Source organism: Ignatzschineria sp. RMDPL8A (assembly GCF_029815055.1).
Lineage (GTDB): Bacteria > Pseudomonadota > Gammaproteobacteria > Cardiobacteriales > Wohlfahrtiimonadaceae > CALZBJ01.
The window spans coordinates 1,785,859-1,802,006 of record NZ_JAPPWA010000002.1; the positions used below are offsets into that span (position 1 = coordinate 1,785,859).

Sequence of the window (16,148 nt, forward strand, 5' to 3'; positions counted from 1 at the left end):
AAATACGTGCCCTTACTATATACAAAATCGGGCTTTTTTGCTGTAAAAATTGATCCATTTAATTGATCATTGACGATTAAATGCGCGCATTAATTGCTCTGTCGTAATCGTTTCATTCCCGATGCGCCATCGGTTCTCATCGTAATGCCACATCAAACTCACCTCATCGGCGCTCCAATTCATATAGCGTGCAAGCTCGGGCTCGGTAAGCATAAAGGTCATCATCGCCGCCTCAATTAAGTTTTGCGTCACGGCTTCCCACGAGGCAAGCATTTCATCCTCTTCAAAGAGCCGTAATAGCTGATCTTTCTGCGCTTCTAAATAGAGAACCGGCAGGACAATTTCGATCGTCGCTTCATCGATATAACGATCCCACCACATCGAAAACGATTCCTCTTTAAGTAGAAGCTCAAACCCCGCAGGATCGGCTAAGCGCTCGGTCAACTCTTCACTGACGTTCACCATAAAGTCCACGGTGAACATCGCATGATTGATTACCCGATTCTCAAAATGGAAATTGATCTGCGTATCTCCCTGCACAAGCTCACTGAGCGGCTTTAAAAAGGGCATCGGCAATAACGACTCAAGGGAAAAGCTCGTAAAAATATCGGGGCGTTGCCAAGTTGTTTTGACCCACTCTTTTAAGGCTTTTGTAGTGGGTTCCAATGCGACGCTGTGCATGTTTTCAACCTGAAGCCCAAGCTCAATCACCCCTAAATTGACATTAAGATGCGGCTTTTTCGCAAGGGAAAGGTAGAGATCATCCACCGATAGATGGGCACTTAGATAAAAAGGCTCATCGTCACTCTCTTCAGCATCAAGGCCCGATAAAATATGGCTAAATTCAATGTTTTTCTGCCGATCTTTAATTAAAAGAGAATCAACCATCAGCGATGAGCGATATTGTTGCGTCTCATAATCGAAAAATGCCTCGCCGAGCAATTGATTGACCGTAACCCGCTTTTCATTTTTCTGATCTTGATTGAGCACCCATGTAAGCGTATTCCAACCCGCCGCGCCATGACGTAGGCGAAGCTCGGTAAACTCAGGGGTAAATTTAAAAAGACGCTCTAAACGAAACCCTTCGAGCGATAGCGAACCAAGCGATTGATCATGATAATGCAGCGCCATCTCACTTTTTTGTGGCTGAATAACCTCATGCTTCCACTCAAAAAACTCTTTACGCACAATCTCACGATTTTTTAACCCTTCCACAAGGGGAATTGTATCTCGCGTTTGATCGGTACAGACAAGGGAAAAGGTGAGCGCGCCCTCACTTTCTGTTTCACTTCGCGCATGGCGATACGCCTCCACATTAACGCGATTACTCCGCGAGGCTTCAAGGCAATGGCACATGCCTAGAAATGGAAAATAGAGTGAAGATTTTAATTGGTAATCGAGATAAAAATGCGGTTTATCGGCGGATTCAGTCAAACTTGGGGCAATCATCACCTCATCACTTCCCATAAAGGGCGAGAAATTTTTCGCCTCAATGGCGTAGAGCATGCGGTGCATCTCCTCCTCAAACAGCCCGCGATTATCCGGCCGCGAAATCTCTGCCTCCGCCATGGGAATCAATCCAAGCAGACTAAAAACCAAGAGAGCGCGCAACATCAGGGGGCGCTTAGGCATTGTATTCTCCTTTTGAGTGGTGTGCAGACATATGATATCTCTTCGCGTTAATGAGGTTTATGCGGACTCCATCGCTTTATAAGCATCCATTAGCGTGTTAAAAGAGGCTCCCTCTAAATGGATATGCTCACTGACGTAACGGCGGAAAATACGGCTCCGCGGAATACCATGGAACAGCCCGAGCATATGGCGCGCGATATGATTGAGCCGACCGCCTTTTTCTAGGTGACGATTAATATAATCCTTCATCGCCAGCAAAACCTCAAATCGGCTTAAGATCTCATGATCATCGGCAAAAATCTCACGATCCACCGACGCCATCATATAAGGATCATGATAGACCGCACGGCCAAGCATCACCCCATCAACATGATTAAGGTGCACTTTAGACGCATCTAAATCGGGAATCCCACCATTAATCGCAATTGTGAGCTCAGGATATTTTTCTTTCATCGCATAGACGCGCTCATAATTTAACGGCGGAATATCGCGATTTTCCTTCGGCGACAATCCCGAAAGCCACGCTTTACGCGCATGCAAAATAAATGTTGTGCAACCGGCGGCTGAAATTGTTTGAATAAATTGATCGAGAAACTCAAAGGACTCCTCATCATCAATGCCGATCCGCGCTTTAATCGTTACCGGCACCGAAACGGCATCCGCCATCGCACTATAACATTCTGCAACGAGCTCAGGCTCAGTCATTAAACAAGCCCCGAAACGTCCTTTTTGCACACGATCTGACGGACAGCCACAGTTAAGATTAATTTCACTATAACCATACCCCTCCCCAATTTTCGCCGATTCTTTGAGATCAGCGGGATCTGAGCCCCCTAATTGGAGCGCTACCGGGCCTTCCTCTTCAAAATAGAGATGGCGATCCCGATCCCCGTGAATAATCGCGCCGGTCGTGACCATTTCAGAATAGAGGAGCGCGTGTTTACTCATCACCCGATAAAAATAACGGCAATGACGATCGGTCCAATCGAGCATCGGCGCAACGCTAAATTTCGGATAGGGGTGAGTCACAGAATAAGTAGTATGGGGGCGTGTTTCGGTCATGGCATCCATGCAAAAAGCTAATTATTAATGGGCAATAAAAAATATCCCCTCGTCGGAGGGGATACTATTATTTCACAAGCTGATTCCGATATTCAAATCGGGGCGAGATTTAATCTCAATCCGCTCGCACTGTTTTTAGTTAACGATTCGTTAACGGTCCGAATTAATCCGTTTCAAGGAAGCTTCTTAAACTCTCAGAACGGTTTGGATGACGAAGTTTGCGTAATGCTTTCGCTTCAATCTGACGAATCCGCTCACGGGTTACGTCAAACTGTTTACCAACCTCTTCAAGAGTATGGTCTGTATTCATATCAATACCAAAACGCATTCTTAAGACTTTCGCTTCACGAGCCGTTAAGGTTGAAAGCACATCACGCGTTGCCGCATTTAAGCCCTCATCCGTTGCAGAATCAATTGGCGAAACCGCGTAAACGTCTTCAATAAAGTCGCCTAAGCTTGAGTCTTCATCATCGCCGACAGGGGTTTCCATTGACACCGGTTCGCGAGCAATTTTAAGTACTTTACGAACGCGATCTTCAGGTTCACCCATCTCTTTTGCGATCTCTTCTGGCGTTGGATCACGGCCGAGTTCTTGAAGTAACTGACGTGAAATACGATTCAGTTTATTGATCGTTTCGATCATGTGAACCGGAATACGGATCGTACGCGCTTGGTCCGCAATCGAGCGGGTAATCGCTTGACGAATCCACCAGGTTGCGTAGGTTGAGAATTTATAACCACGGCGATATTCAAATTTATCCACCGCTTTCATCAGACCAATGTTTCCTTCTTGGATTAGGTCTAAGAATTGTAGGCCACGATTGGTATATTTTTTCGCAATCGAAATCACAAGACGTAAGTTGGCTTCGATCATTTCACGTTTTGCACGGCGTGCTTTCGCTTCACCGATCGAGATTTGACGGTTGATCTCTTTAATCTCATAGATGGTGAGATCAGTCTCTTCTTCGATCTGTTTTAAGCGCTCTTGATAGTCGTAAATACGATCTTTATGCTCTAATAACCCCTCAACATATTTCGCTTTGCGTTTGAAAAGATCCTCTTCAAACACAGCCTTATCGGCTTCATGACGCGGGAATACTTTTAAGAATTCGCGACGTGGCATCTTTGCAAGATTCACACAGATATGCATGATGCGACGCTCTTTCGGGCGAATGCGCTCAATACAATCATGAAGCAGTGCATACATCTCTTCTTGAATTTTTGGGGAAAGCTGAAATTCTAGGAATTGATCACGAAGTTCACCGCGTAACGCACCGATCTCTTTTAACTTATCTTCATTGCCTTTTAATTTGGCGATTTTGTCAACGGTCTTTTTAAGTTCTTTGACTTTTTCTGCAAAAAGTTCTGGATCGGGGCCATCGCCATTATCGACCACTTCCACCTCTTCATCATCTTTTTCCTCATCTTCTAAAAAGAAGCTAGGATCGATAAATCCGGTAGCAATATCGGTTAAGCGACCTTCGTTTTTAACGGTCTCTTCATAGGTATTAATTAAGTGATAAGACGCTGGCAAATAGAGGGCTAACGAGCTTAACGCTTCACGCAGACCGTCTTCGATTCGGATGGCAATCGCTTTCTCTTCTTCACGCGTTAAGAGGTCTACTGTCCCCATTTCACGCATGTACATACGGACCGGGTCCGTGGTGCGTCCAATCTCTTCGTTATCGATGTTTGCGAGCACTTCAGCCGCTTCTTCTACCGCATCGTCGTCGGAATCTACCGACTCACTCAGCATTAAGGTATCTTCGTCTGGTGTTTCTTCATGAACGGGAATTCCCATATCGGCGATCATGCCAATAATGTTTTCGACCTGTTCAGGATCAACAATCTCTTTAGGGAGATGGTCATTCACCTCAGCATAGGTCAGGTAACCTTGGTCCTTACCATGTGCGATCAATTTCTTGATCTGCTCCTGCTGCTTTTTAATATTTGGCTGATTACTCATAATTATCGAATGGCACCCTCAATCTTAAAGAATCAAATGAAAATATCTCAAACCATCAATTATAGCATAGTTTGTCTGCTTTTTCTTTTTTCAGCGTGAAAAGGCCTTCAAGATAGTACATTTCCGTACTACCCGAAAGCCTCTGTGTAGAATAACGTGATTTTTAAAATTACGCAATGAGCTCGTCGTAGATATCCTCTTCATCACGCAGAATCACTTTGAGTCGTTTAAGGGCGTTGATCTGGATCTTACGGACTTTGTCCCGGGAGATTCCCAGCGCTTCGGCGGTTTGATCGAGCGTGTGCTTGTCATAGCCGTGAATACCAAAACGCATCTCAATGACGCTACGCGCAATCTCTTCAAGCTGCGAGAGCCCTTCAGAGAGAGCACCGTATAAATTCACCTCAGCCATCTGATTGAGCGACTGTTCAACGCTTCGATCCGATTCCAAAAAGTCGTGGAACGAACCGCTATCATCGGTAATTTCCGCATCCAAAGAAAGCGTAGATTCATTGACTTTCATCAGGTTAACTACATCTTCTTCCGATTTATTGAGCGCCTCGGCCACCTCTTCAAGGGTTGCCTCACGATTGAGTTTGGCGCTTAATTCATGCTTGGTTTTAAGTTGAGAGTTGATCTCTTTATTAATATGAATCGGCAGACGAATGGTACGGCCAGTATTCATAATCGCACGCTCAATGTAGTGACGAATCCACCACACGGCATAGGTCGAAAAGCGATACCCTTTTTCAGGTTCAAATTTTCCGATCGCATGGATTAACCCAAAATTCCCCTCTGAAATCAGATCAAGGAAATCAAGACCGCGTCCTTCATAGTTACGCGCCACGTTAATCACCAGGCGAAGATTGCTCTCAATCATTGTGTCGATCGCAACTTGTTCCCCTTTTTTCGCGCGGATGGTCATCTCTAACTCCTCTTCAGGGGTTAGAAGATCGTATTCGCCAATCTCCGCAAAATAAGTCGATAAGATATTTTCTCGATTCTCGTAAGGGTTTTTAGTTGTCGATAAAATTTCTTCAAACTCATTCTCCTCAGAGAGGATCTTTTCTTCCGAAACGTCCCCTTTAAGGCTAATTTTACGAACATTAACACTGTGATTTGAGTATGATTTTTTCATCGCTTTATCCTTATAAATCAATAAAGTGTAACCACTCAATCTAATCTGATCGGATTACTCCGCTTCGCTATAAAAACTAAATAATTGATTTATCAGATTAAGTGTTGAGTCATACTATAAACGTAAATGACTCACACATTAAATTAAAATTAATTAATAGTTCATTTTAAAACATTTATAAGACTAAAGTAATGTAAATTACAATAAAGTCAAGCGACTAGAGGTTAAAAATCTCTTTTAAACTATTGATTGCACGGACTAATCGGACCTTTGGCGCCGCGAAATTTAATCGAACGCAACTACCGCTTGCACCAAATGGTCGACCATCGCTCAAGGCGACGTTATGTTCGAGTAAAATCTCATAAGCGTTATCTTTCAATTTTGTATCGGAAAAATCAAGCCACATTAAAAACGTCGATTCTGGGATCGTGTAACGCACCCCCGGCATATTTTTCAGTTCTTCTACTATGTAATCGCGATTCGCTTTGAGATATTTGCGCACCTCAACGAGCCACTCATCACCATAATCAAAGGCCAATTCCATCCCTTTCATGCCGTAAATATTGGGATTTGGCACCATGCCCTGCATCGCTTTTAGGTATTCATTGCGAAGCGCTTCATTTTCAATAATGGCAAATCCGCCCGAAAGACCAGCAACGTTAAAGGTTTTACTTGGTGCAAAAAGGGTAATGGTATGCTCGCGCGAGGCATCGCTTGTCAGCGCATAAGGATAGTGACGCTGCCCCTCTAACGTGAGCTCGGCGTGAATCTCATCGGAAACCACCACAAGATCATTTTTAACGGCCACACGCTCGATCGCATGACACTCTTCACCGGTAAAGATATGGCCCACCGGATTGTGCGGCTGGCACAGCATTAAAAGCTCGGTATTGTCATCGGGCATAATCACCAGTCCATCGATATCAAGGCTATATTCCATCACCCGATCGTCATTTACCTCGCACGCAAGCGGGAGACGCTTACACTCGATATCGTGATTTTCCGCCATCTGTAAAAAAGGAGGATAGACCGGCGTCATGGCAATGTAATTTGCAGAAGCATTCCGGCGACGGATCATATTTCCGGCGATATTAAAACCCACCACAAGGCCTGGCAATAACACGATCGATTCCGGTTTAATTTGCCAGTTGTAGAGCTGTTTCATGCGGTAGGTAATCGCATCGATCACCCGATCCGGACGCGCCTTACCGTAGCCGTAGATCCCATTTTGAGAAATCCGCGTCAATCCCTCAATCACCGCCGGTGGCGCAGTAAAATCCATATCCGCAATCCAAAGAGGCGTCACCTCTTCCGCGTAACGGGTCCACTTTTCTGAGTTGTTATTACGGCGATTGTGCAGTTCATCAAAATTAAATGGGGTCGTCATTGTCTCTCTCCTTACATGAATATGTGCGTGCGTTAAAACACGCATCAAGATTCGTTATGTTCGTCGATATTAATGGGTTCACGCGCTTCGATCAATTAAAATTAATCCATATGAATGGGAACCGATCGGGGGCGATTCTTATTTAAGTTGAGTGTATCAGCTCAGTGCCACGGGGGTAATATTTTTGTCAAAAAACGTGATAAAAATTGAATAAAAAAGCCCTTCAATCGCGGCAAAACAATTGAAGAGCTCTGATTTACCCCGGTTACGCCTTATTTAAGATTCGCAAGCAAGGCTTTTAGCAGCGCATAAAATTTATCAACGCTCTCAATATTGACCTTTTCATCCGGGCTATGCGCACCGACGATATCCGGGCCAAAGCTCACCATCTGTAGATGAGGATATTGCTCCCCGATCAGACCGGTTTCAAGCCCCGCGTGAATCACTTGAATTTGCAGCTCGTCATTAAAATTCTCGCGATAAGTCTCTTGTAATACCTGTAGCGGTTTTGAATCTAAATTGGGTTCCCAAGCCGGATATTCCCCATCAAACTCGATCACAACATCGGCTAGATAAGCAAGGCTTTTCGCACGGCGTTTAATCACATCTAAACCGTTAGTATTAAGCGAACGCGCAAGAAGGCCAACGTGCAGGCCATTTTCTTTATCAAGCTCAATCACCCCGATATTACAGCTCGTTTCCACCACTGGCAAAAGCGCCGATTGACGAATCGGGCCGTGGGGGAGAAGCGTTAAAAAGTCGAGAAGCGTCATCGTCATCTCTGTGTCGAGCGTATCGCTCATCGCGGTTTCATGCGCTTCAATTGTTACGCCCTCATCCACTTTGACAAAACGCTCTTTAAGACTCGCTTTCCACGCCTCAACTGCGGCTAAAAAAGCTTCTTTATGATTGGCGGTAACTGCGATCACAGCTGTTGCGTCGCGGGTAATGGCATTACGTAGCTCGCCGCCCTTAAAGGAGACTAAACGAAGCGCGTATTCGTGTGAAAACTCCGTTAAAAATTCCGCTAGAAGCTGATTCGCGCTCCCGAGTCCTTTATGGATCTCAACGCCTGAGTGTCCGCCTTGTAGTCCAGAAATCGTCACTTCATAGAAAAGCCCTTGCACATCGCTGCGGTAATAATCAGCAAGCTCGCGATTCATCAGGATATCCACCCCGCCCGCACAGCCAACGCAACATTTGCCAAACTTCATGCTATCGAGGTTTAGGAGATAATCCGCATCCAATCCTTTCAGTTCAAGATTGCGCACTCCGCCCATGCCCGCTTCTTCGTCAACGGTGATTAGAATCTGCATCGGCCCGTGAACCGCGCTCTCATCTTCTAAAATCGCCATTCCCGCAGAAACGCCAATCCCGTTATCCGCGCCGAGAGTGGTATCGTTTGCACGAATCCAGCCATCCTCTTCAATGAGTTCGATGGGGTCGGTATCAAAATTATGCGCACTCGTTGGGCGTTTTTGACAGACCATATCCATATGCCCTTGGATTACAATTTTCGGGGCATTTTCATAGCCTTTTGTGGCAGGTTTTGTAATAAGCACATTGCCGATCGCGTCTTCTTCAAACCCAAGTCCGTGGGTCTTTGCATACTCTCGATAATAGGCGCGAATTGCCGCCTCCTTTTTCGATGCGCGTGGAATATCGTTCATTTTCTTAAAATGATGCCACAACAGATGCGTAGCGGGCTGACCAAACATATTGGCTCCTTTTTCAATGTTGGCTAAAACAGATTTGATTCACATTTTTAACGCAAATCATAATTCCCTTTTACAATACACCAAGCGCTCTTAAATTTTTAGCGTTTTTTTGGGAAATTCCTCATAGCGCGATCGAAAAGACTTTACCCTTCTTTGCAATTTGGTAGACTAAAGGCGCATCATTTAATCTATTCATAGATTTTTTATAGGAGTCATTTATGTTAAAACTATTTAAACACGCAACGCTCTTTGTCGCTGCAACCCTCTTAGCATTTGCTCAAGCAGAAGATATTACGATTTTTGCCGCAGCATCGCTTCAAAACGCCGTTGACGAAGTGAATGAAGTATTTATCAAGCAACATCCTGATGTCACTATTTTGCCTGCCTACGACTCATCATCTAACCTTGCTCGCCAAATCAATGAAGGCGCGCCAGCACAAATCTTCATCTCAGCGAACCAAAACTGGATGGATTACCTCCAAGACAACAAAAAAATCGACCTTGAGAGCCGTGCAAACATCGTGAAAAACGAACTTGCTCTCATCACCAATGCCGATAATCCTGCATTCGAAGTGACCTATGAATCAAAAGAGTTCTGGAAAGAGCTGCTTAAAGATACCCGCTTAGCGGTAGGTGACCCAGATCACGTACCGGTGGGTATGTACGCAAAAGCGAGCTTTGAAAAATTAGGCGTTTGGGACGTCGTTGCACCGAAAATAGCGGCAGCACAAAACGTTCGCGCAGCCCTTTTACTTGTTGAGCGCAATGAAGCGAACGTCGGAATCGTTTATTCATCAGACGCAAGCATCAGCGAAAAAGTACAAACGGTTTCAACCTTCCCTGCAAACCTTCACGATCCTATCGAATATCCCATTGCGATGATTGGCGAGCAAAACAGCGACATGGTAAAAACCTACTACGCATTCCTCTTAAGTGATGATGCAAAAGCAATCTTCAAAAAATACGGTTTCGCGACTCCCTAGTTCGCCCCGCATTATAAATTGATTGTCACATACGCCGATCATAAATCATGCCCGGCGTTATGCACCAAGGGGCGCTCGAACAATTCTAGCGCCCTTTTCTTTTGCCGAATTTACCGATCGAAAGAACCGATCGACCCAACTGATAGAGGATATTCCCCGATGCTGACCACTCTTAAACGCACACTCCTTTTTTGCGCCGCCCTTGTTATCCTTTTCCAAAGCGCACAATCGGAAGAGATCATTCTCTTCTCGGCCGCGACCTTACAAAATGCGATCGATGAGATTAATGTCTCCTTTGAAAATGCCCATCCGGGAACAAAAATTGTGGCCTCCTATAATTCCGCCTCAAACCTTTCTCGCCAAATTGTCGAAGGGGCACCCGCGCACCTTTTTATCTCCGCAAATGAACGCTGGATGAATTATTTAGCTGAAAATGATGAGATCGATCCTGAGAGCCGCGCCTATATCGTTAAAAATGAGCTCGCGGTGATTACCCATAAAGATAATCCTGATATTGAGATCGATTTTAATTCCAAATCATTCTGGGAAGATGCGCTTAAAAATACGCGCCTTGCCATTGGTGACCCCGATCACGTTCCGGGCGGCATGTATGTTAAAGAGAGTTTTACCAATTTAGGCATTTGGGATGTGGTGGAACGTAAAGTCGCGGCATCGCCCACCATTCGCGCGGCACTCGTGCTTGTTGAGCGTAAAGAATCAGATCTTGGCATTGTCTATCTCTCCGATGTAGTGATTAGCGATAAAGTAAAAATTCTCGCGAAAATGCCCGAAGGCGTGCACGCGCCGATCGATTTCCCCATTGCACTTGTGGGTAAAAATCCCTCCGAGATGGCGAAAACCTATTATCATTACCTCCTCAGTGATGAATCGAAAGCGGTCTTCAAAAAGCACGGCTTTTCGACGCCTTAATGGGCACTCATCCGATTTTGATACACGTTTTTGACACGTTAAACAAAGAGAGACGTTATGTTTAGTTTAAGTCCGTATGAATGGGAAGTGATCCGGCTCAGCCTAAAAATTGGCGTTGTGGCCATCATCTTTAGCCTACCGCTTGGCATTGTGACCGCGTGGATTTTAGCGCGCTATAATTTTTATGGTAAATCGCTCGTTGATGGCATTATTAACCTGCCGCTCGTGCTTCCGCCGGTGGTAATTGGGTATCTTTTATTAGTGACAATGGGGAAAAATGGCTACGTCGGGAAATGGCTCGATCAGCTTTTTGGGTTTTCCTTTAGTTTTAATTGGAAGGGAGCGGCGCTTGCCTCGGCGGTGGTCTCATTTCCGCTTCTGGTGCGTTCGATTCGCTTAAGTTTTGAATCGATCAATCAAAATCTCGAGTTTGCCGCGCGCTCACTTGGGGCGAGTTTCTTAAAGAGCTTTTTTACCATCACGTTGCCCCTTGCGATCCCGGGAATTATCTCAGGGGTGGTGCTTGCCTTTGCCCGCTCACTTGGCGAATTTGGCGCGACCATCACCTTTGTCTCTAATATTCCCGGCGAAACCCGTACCCTTCCGCTTGCGATGTATACGCTGATTCAAATCCCGAACCGTGAAGCCGATACCATGCGCCTTTGCGTGATTGCGATTATTATTTCACTCGGCGCACTACTCATTTCTGAGTGGCTCAATCGCTCCCACCGCCGCCGTTTAGGAGAAACACGATGATCGAACTCTCAATCTCACATCCGTTAAAACATTTCGCCTTTAGTGCCGATCTTCAGTTTGAGGCCAAAGGGGCGATCTCCATCTTCGGGAAATCAGGCTGCGGTAAAACGACGCTACTCAACTTTATTGCCGGCAAACAAAAGCCGAAAAAGGGACGCATTATTGTGCGCGAGCATACACTTCTCGATACCGAAAAACGCATCAATCTGCCACCGCACAAACGCAATATTGGCTATGTATTCCAAGAGGCGACGCTCTTCCCCCACTATTCGGTGATGGGAAATCTCAAATATGGCATGAAGCAAAAAGAGATGGGGAAAATTGAAGCAATTGCCGATCTCCTTGATATTTCGCATCTGTTAAATGAGCGCGTTGCACACCTATCAGGCGGGGAAAAACAGCGGATCGCGATTGGCCGTGCCCTGCTCCGTGAACCGCAAATTTTGCTGATGGATGAGCCGCTTGCGGCCCTTGACGCGGTACGTAAAGAGGAGATTTTGCAATATCTTGAGCGCATTATCGATTCCACCGGGATTCCGATTCTCTATGTAACCCATAACGCCAAAGAGGCCCACCGTTTATCGACGCAATTTATCCATGTCGTTGACGGAATTGCGACGCTAAAACCGATCAAAGAGTTGCCAATTCCGACGGTTTAATGCAATAAATACAAAATCTTCACTATCCTATCAATTCACTGTTTTACTACTCGTTTTATTACATCGGCAGTGTGACAGTGGATTGATGGGATTTTTAACGAAGGACTTCGTCACACCACCACACAATCTAAGGAAAGCTATGAACCGCCTATCGATGCTATGCAGCATGATCTTTTTCCCGCTCGCACTATCGGCCCATCCCATCGTCGATAAACTCCACGACAATATGTTGTCGGTCTGCTTAGAAGATCAGTCGGAAGAGCTCTGCCGCTGCGTTGCCGGATCATTTCGTGATATGCTCGACAAAGCCGCGCTCCCCGATGAAGATTACAACACTATTTATAATCTGCAAAATGGCCAAGATGTGAGCGATGAGCGACTTGCGTGGTTCGATTCCATTCTCGATTTTGACACCCACGAAGATAACGTCCGCACCTGCTTACAGGAATTTGAAGCGATCTATTAACGCCCTTCATTCCGGGGCCAGGGATTTGGAATAATTTGCCCCAAGATCACCCGCTCGCGCGCTCCGGTACTGCCGGGCATATTGCTCGCGAGGCCATGAAGTGTTTCATTGCCTAAAATGGCAAAAGCGATCGCCTCTTTCGCATCGCTTGAAATCCCTAAATCCTCTTGCGTTAATACCGAATATTCCGGAAGCTCCGCCCGAATCATCGCCATCAGCAACGGATTATATGCCCCGCCCCCGCCCACAATAATTTCATCCACTTTGCACGTTGGAAAGATAAAACGGCGATAACTCTCTGCAATGGTATAAGCGGTAAATCGGGTTAAAGTATGGATAAGATCATATTCATATTGCGTTTGATCCGATTGGCTCAAGCGGCGATAACGCTCACAAAGCTTTGCAACGCGGTTTTCTCCATAATGCTCGCGCCCTGTTGATTTAGGTGGAATCATCTCAAGGTAAGGATCGGCTTTTAACTCAGCAAACAGTGCCTCGATCAAACGCCCCTTTCTGCCATGCTCCCCATTATGATCGTACGGCTGATTAAATAACTGCATCATCGCCGCATTAATCATCATATTCCCAGGGCCAGTATCAAAAGCAGTGACCTCACTCATCGCGCAGTCTTTGGGAAGAATCGTCACATTGCCAATCCCGCCAATATTTTGCAGTAGACGGCTTTTTGTCTCAGAGCGATAGAGCAGATATTCCGTATAGGGCACTAGTGGCGCGCCTTCACCGCCCGCCACTAAATCCATCATGCGAAAATTAAATACCACCGCCGTTTTAAAGTGGTACGCCAGTGGCGATGGATCGCCAATTTGCAGCGTTGAAGGCACAAAGGGTTTCGTTGCATTTGGCTGATGATAGATCGTCTGCCCATGGCTTGCGATAAAATCGATTGGCTCGGTGGGCGAGATAATTTTCTTTTGAGAGGCTTCCATGAGTAACGCCTCCACCGCCGTTTGGTAGAGATACCCGAGCTCGGTATTGAGTGAACAAATCTCATCAATTTTTGCCGTATCGGGATGGCTAACGCGCACAATCGCCTCACGCACCTCATTAGGCATCGGATAGGCATAAAAGTGGAGTAGCTCGCATTGAGTGGTAACGCCCGCGCCTTCAATTGAGACGAGCGCCGCATCAATCCCATCGAGCGATGTGCCGGACATAAGCCCAATTGCAAGTTTACGTGCTTTGTTACTCATCAGTATGTTGTTCCTCGCGCTCGTTCCCGTTTTGAGTCTTCCCATAGGCCGATAATACCGCATGAATCCGCCCCTCATGAGCCTTAAGCGCCGCCTGTGCGCCTTCTCTATCAACGCCCAAAAACTCCATCACAATGGCCGTTTTCACATGTTCACCACTCTCCTCTAACAGCACCGTTGCGCGGAAGTAATCACACCCCGTTGCCGCCATAATCATCTGCCGAGAACGCTCAATTAACTTTTGATTAGTCGCTCGCACATCGACCATCCAATTTTGATAGACTTTGCCCCACTTAATCATAATCCCGCTCGAGAGCATATTGAGAATCATCTTCTGCGCCGAACCGGCCTTCATTCGAGTCGATCCGGTAATCACCTCAGGGCCGACAACTGCCTCAATCGCCACATCCGCTTTTTTGCCAATCGCACTTCCTTTAACGCATGCAATCGCAATCGTCGCCGCCCCTTTTTCGGCCGCATACTCAAGTGCGCCAATGCAATAAGGTGTTCTGCCAGAGGATGAAATCGCGCAGATCACATCGCCTGAATTAAAATTAATGCGATCAAGATCCTCCCGCGCCGCCGTTTGATTATCTTCCGCCGCTTCAACCGGATGACGGAGCGCACGGTCACCCCCTGCAATCATTCCAATCACCGATTCCTCTCCAACGCCAAAGGTTGGCAGGCATTCGGAGGCATCGAGCACTCCCAAACGCCCCGAGGTACCCGCCCCCATGTAAATTAAACGCCCGCCCGCCTTAACACGGCTGTACGCAAGATCAATCGCCGCCGCAATCGCATCCACTTCAGCATGAATCGCCTCAATCACCGCACGATCTTCGCTATTAATTAAAGCCACCAATGAACGAGTATCGAGCGCGTCAATCGCTGTGGTGCGAGGATTGCGATTTTCCGTCGTTAATTTACTTAAATCAGGCATGGGATTCCTTTCAATATCACTCCGATTAAACATCCCCCTACTATAACGAATTTTCCCGCAGCGCACTCAAATTCCCATAAATCCGATAAAACAGGCACAAAAAACGCCTCACATAGTGGGAGGCGTTAAAAGGTTATGATCTATAAAACAAGATGACTATCAATTAAGGCCTAGTTACTCGTAGGTCAGTGTCATGTCACCGGTTTTAATCAGGTTTGCACGGCGCATCATTCCGGCGACAAATAGGCTCACAATCATCGGAATTGCCACATGAAACACTAGCACCAAAATTAAGGTTCGCATGGAAAAGCCCATCGATTCAAATGCCATAAATTGCCCTACAAGACCGCTCGTTCCCATCCCAGCACCAGCTTTATTATTGGTCATCTCAAAGATGGTAATGGCAAGCGGTGCAGCCACAATTCCGGCCACCGTTGGGGGAATTAAGATCATCGGGTTTTTCACAATGTTCGCAATTTGAAGCATCGAGGTGCCGATTCCTTGCGCAATGAAACCGCCAATCCCATTTTCGCGATAACTGATCGATGCAAAGCCAATCATCTGCGCCGAACACCCGATCACAGCAGCGCCCGCCGCGACACCATCAAGCCCGAGCATAAAAGCAATGGCAGCACTTGAAATCGGCGCTGTAAGCGCAAGCCCCATAATGGTGGCCACCAAAATCGACATCACAAAGGGGCGTTGCGTGGTTGCCCAATTAATCAGCTCACCAAGCCCCGTCATCAATTCTTGAATCGGCACGCCCACAAATTTTGCCACATAAAAGCCCACCACAAAGACAGTAAAGGGCACGACGATAATATCAACGCGGGTCACCCGATAGACCATTTTTCCAAGTTCGGTGGCGATTAAAACCGCAATATAACTCCCAACCGGCCCGCCAATCTGATTGCCAAACGCGCCGACAAATACCGCAGAAAAGAGAACAAGCGGCGGCGCTTTAAGACTTGCCGCAATGGCGACCCCAATCGCAGCGCCAACAATTTTCGGATCCATGGCAAACTTCCCCATCTCCACAAAATCCGCAACGCCAATCTGCTCGCCGAGCGTCTTAATAATGAGCCCAATTAAGAGCGATGAAAACAGCCCAAGCGCCATATAACTCAGCGCTGTAATAAAGTAATCTCGCGGGGAGAGCGTCACCCCTTTTTTATGCAAAAACTCGATCATCTCAACCTATCCTCGTCTATTTATTATGTTGATTATCGACTTATACTCATTTTGAGCAAAATTAAAATAACCTTTATTATCATACGCCTTATCACAAGATTTGCCAGCT

At 46.3% G+C, this 16,148-nt stretch carries 14 protein-coding genes; 5 read left to right on the forward strand and 9 right to left on the reverse strand.

What is annotated here, in order from left to right:
- Nucleotides 1–66: 66 nt before the first annotated feature.
- The 6 genes from OXI21_RS09515 to pepD form a co-directional block, all read right to left on the reverse strand.
- A complete protein-coding gene (locus OXI21_RS09515) occupies nt 67–1,632 on the reverse strand; it encodes a hypothetical protein (protein ID WP_279619341.1) in 1,566 nt (521 codons plus the stop codon).
- A 57-nt stretch (nt 1,633–1,689) separates the two neighbouring features.
- Entirely contained in the window at nt 1,690–2,694 is a 1,005-nt protein-coding gene (gene dusA, locus OXI21_RS09520; protein WP_279619342.1) for a tRNA dihydrouridine(20/20a) synthase DusA, read from the reverse strand.
- A gap of 163 nt (nt 2,695–2,857) precedes the next feature.
- Nucleotides 2,858–4,660 (reverse strand): RNA polymerase sigma factor RpoD, encoded by a 1,803-nt coding sequence (rpoD, locus tag OXI21_RS09525; protein WP_279619343.1) that lies wholly within the window; start codon nt 4,658–4,660, stop codon nt 2,858–2,860.
- A gap of 169 nt (nt 4,661–4,829) precedes the next feature.
- Nucleotides 4,830–5,798: a sigma-70 family RNA polymerase sigma factor gene (locus OXI21_RS09530; protein ID WP_279619344.1), complete on the reverse strand. Its 969-nt coding sequence runs from the start codon at nt 5,796–5,798 to the stop codon at nt 4,830–4,832.
- 217 nt (nt 5,799–6,015) lie between these two features.
- A complete protein-coding gene (locus tag OXI21_RS09535; protein WP_279619345.1) occupies nt 6,016–7,185 on the reverse strand; it encodes an aminotransferase class I/II-fold pyridoxal phosphate-dependent enzyme in 1,170 nt (389 codons plus the stop codon).
- Between the two features lie 272 nt (nt 7,186–7,457).
- Nucleotides 7,458–8,903 carry a beta-Ala-His dipeptidase gene (gene pepD / locus OXI21_RS09540; RefSeq protein ID WP_279619346.1) on the reverse strand — a complete coding sequence of 482 codons (1,446 nt, stop codon included), beginning with the start codon at nt 8,901–8,903 and terminating at the stop codon, nt 7,458–7,460.
- 218 nt (nt 8,904–9,121) lie between these two features.
- Here pepD and modA (OXI21_RS09545) point away from each other — a divergent pair, with 218 nt between their 5' ends.
- From modA (OXI21_RS09545) to OXI21_RS09565, 5 genes are all read left to right on the forward strand, one after another.
- Nucleotides 9,122–9,886, forward strand: coding sequence for a molybdate ABC transporter substrate-binding protein (modA, locus tag OXI21_RS09545; protein WP_279619347.1), 765 nt, complete (start codon nt 9,122–9,124; stop codon nt 9,884–9,886).
- 159 nt (nt 9,887–10,045) lie between these two features.
- Nucleotides 10,046–10,816, forward strand: coding sequence for a molybdate ABC transporter substrate-binding protein (gene modA / locus OXI21_RS09550; RefSeq protein ID WP_279619348.1), 771 nt, complete (start codon nt 10,046–10,048; stop codon nt 10,814–10,816).
- Between the two features lie 57 nt (nt 10,817–10,873).
- Nucleotides 10,874–11,572 carry a molybdate ABC transporter permease subunit gene (gene modB / locus OXI21_RS09555; RefSeq protein WP_279619349.1) on the forward strand — a complete coding sequence of 233 codons (699 nt, stop codon included), beginning with the start codon at nt 10,874–10,876 and terminating at the stop codon, nt 11,570–11,572.
- Nucleotides 11,569–12,231: an ATP-binding cassette domain-containing protein gene (locus OXI21_RS09560; RefSeq protein ID WP_279619350.1), complete on the forward strand. Its 663-nt coding sequence runs from the start codon at nt 11,569–11,571 to the stop codon at nt 12,229–12,231. Before modB ends, OXI21_RS09560 begins: the two co-directional genes overlap by 4 nt.
- A 139-nt stretch (nt 12,232–12,370) precedes the next feature.
- Nucleotides 12,371–12,697, forward strand: a complete 327-nt coding sequence (locus tag OXI21_RS09565; RefSeq protein ID WP_279619351.1) for a hypothetical protein — start codon at nt 12,371–12,373, stop codon at nt 12,695–12,697.
- On the opposite strand, the gene anmK is transcribed toward OXI21_RS09565, so the two are convergent.
- The 3 genes from anmK to OXI21_RS09580 all read right to left on the reverse strand — a co-directional run bounded on the left by anmK (nt 12,694) and on the right by OXI21_RS09580 (nt 16,039).
- A complete protein-coding gene (gene anmK, locus OXI21_RS09570; RefSeq protein WP_279619352.1) occupies nt 12,694–13,908 on the reverse strand; it encodes an anhydro-N-acetylmuramic acid kinase AnmK in 1,215 nt (404 codons plus the stop codon). The two genes, OXI21_RS09565 and anmK, sit on opposite strands and share 4 nt — an antisense overlap.
- Nucleotides 13,901–14,848, reverse strand: a complete 948-nt coding sequence (gene murQ / locus OXI21_RS09575) for an N-acetylmuramic acid 6-phosphate etherase (RefSeq protein ID WP_279619353.1) — start codon at nt 14,846–14,848, stop codon at nt 13,901–13,903. Before murQ ends, anmK begins: the two co-directional genes overlap by 8 nt.
- 174 nt (nt 14,849–15,022) lie before the next feature.
- Nucleotides 15,023–16,039 carry a PTS sugar transporter subunit IIC gene (locus OXI21_RS09580; protein WP_279619354.1) on the reverse strand — a complete coding sequence of 339 codons (1,017 nt, stop codon included), beginning with the start codon at nt 16,037–16,039 and terminating at the stop codon, nt 15,023–15,025.
- Nucleotides 16,040–16,148 lie beyond the last annotated feature (109 nt).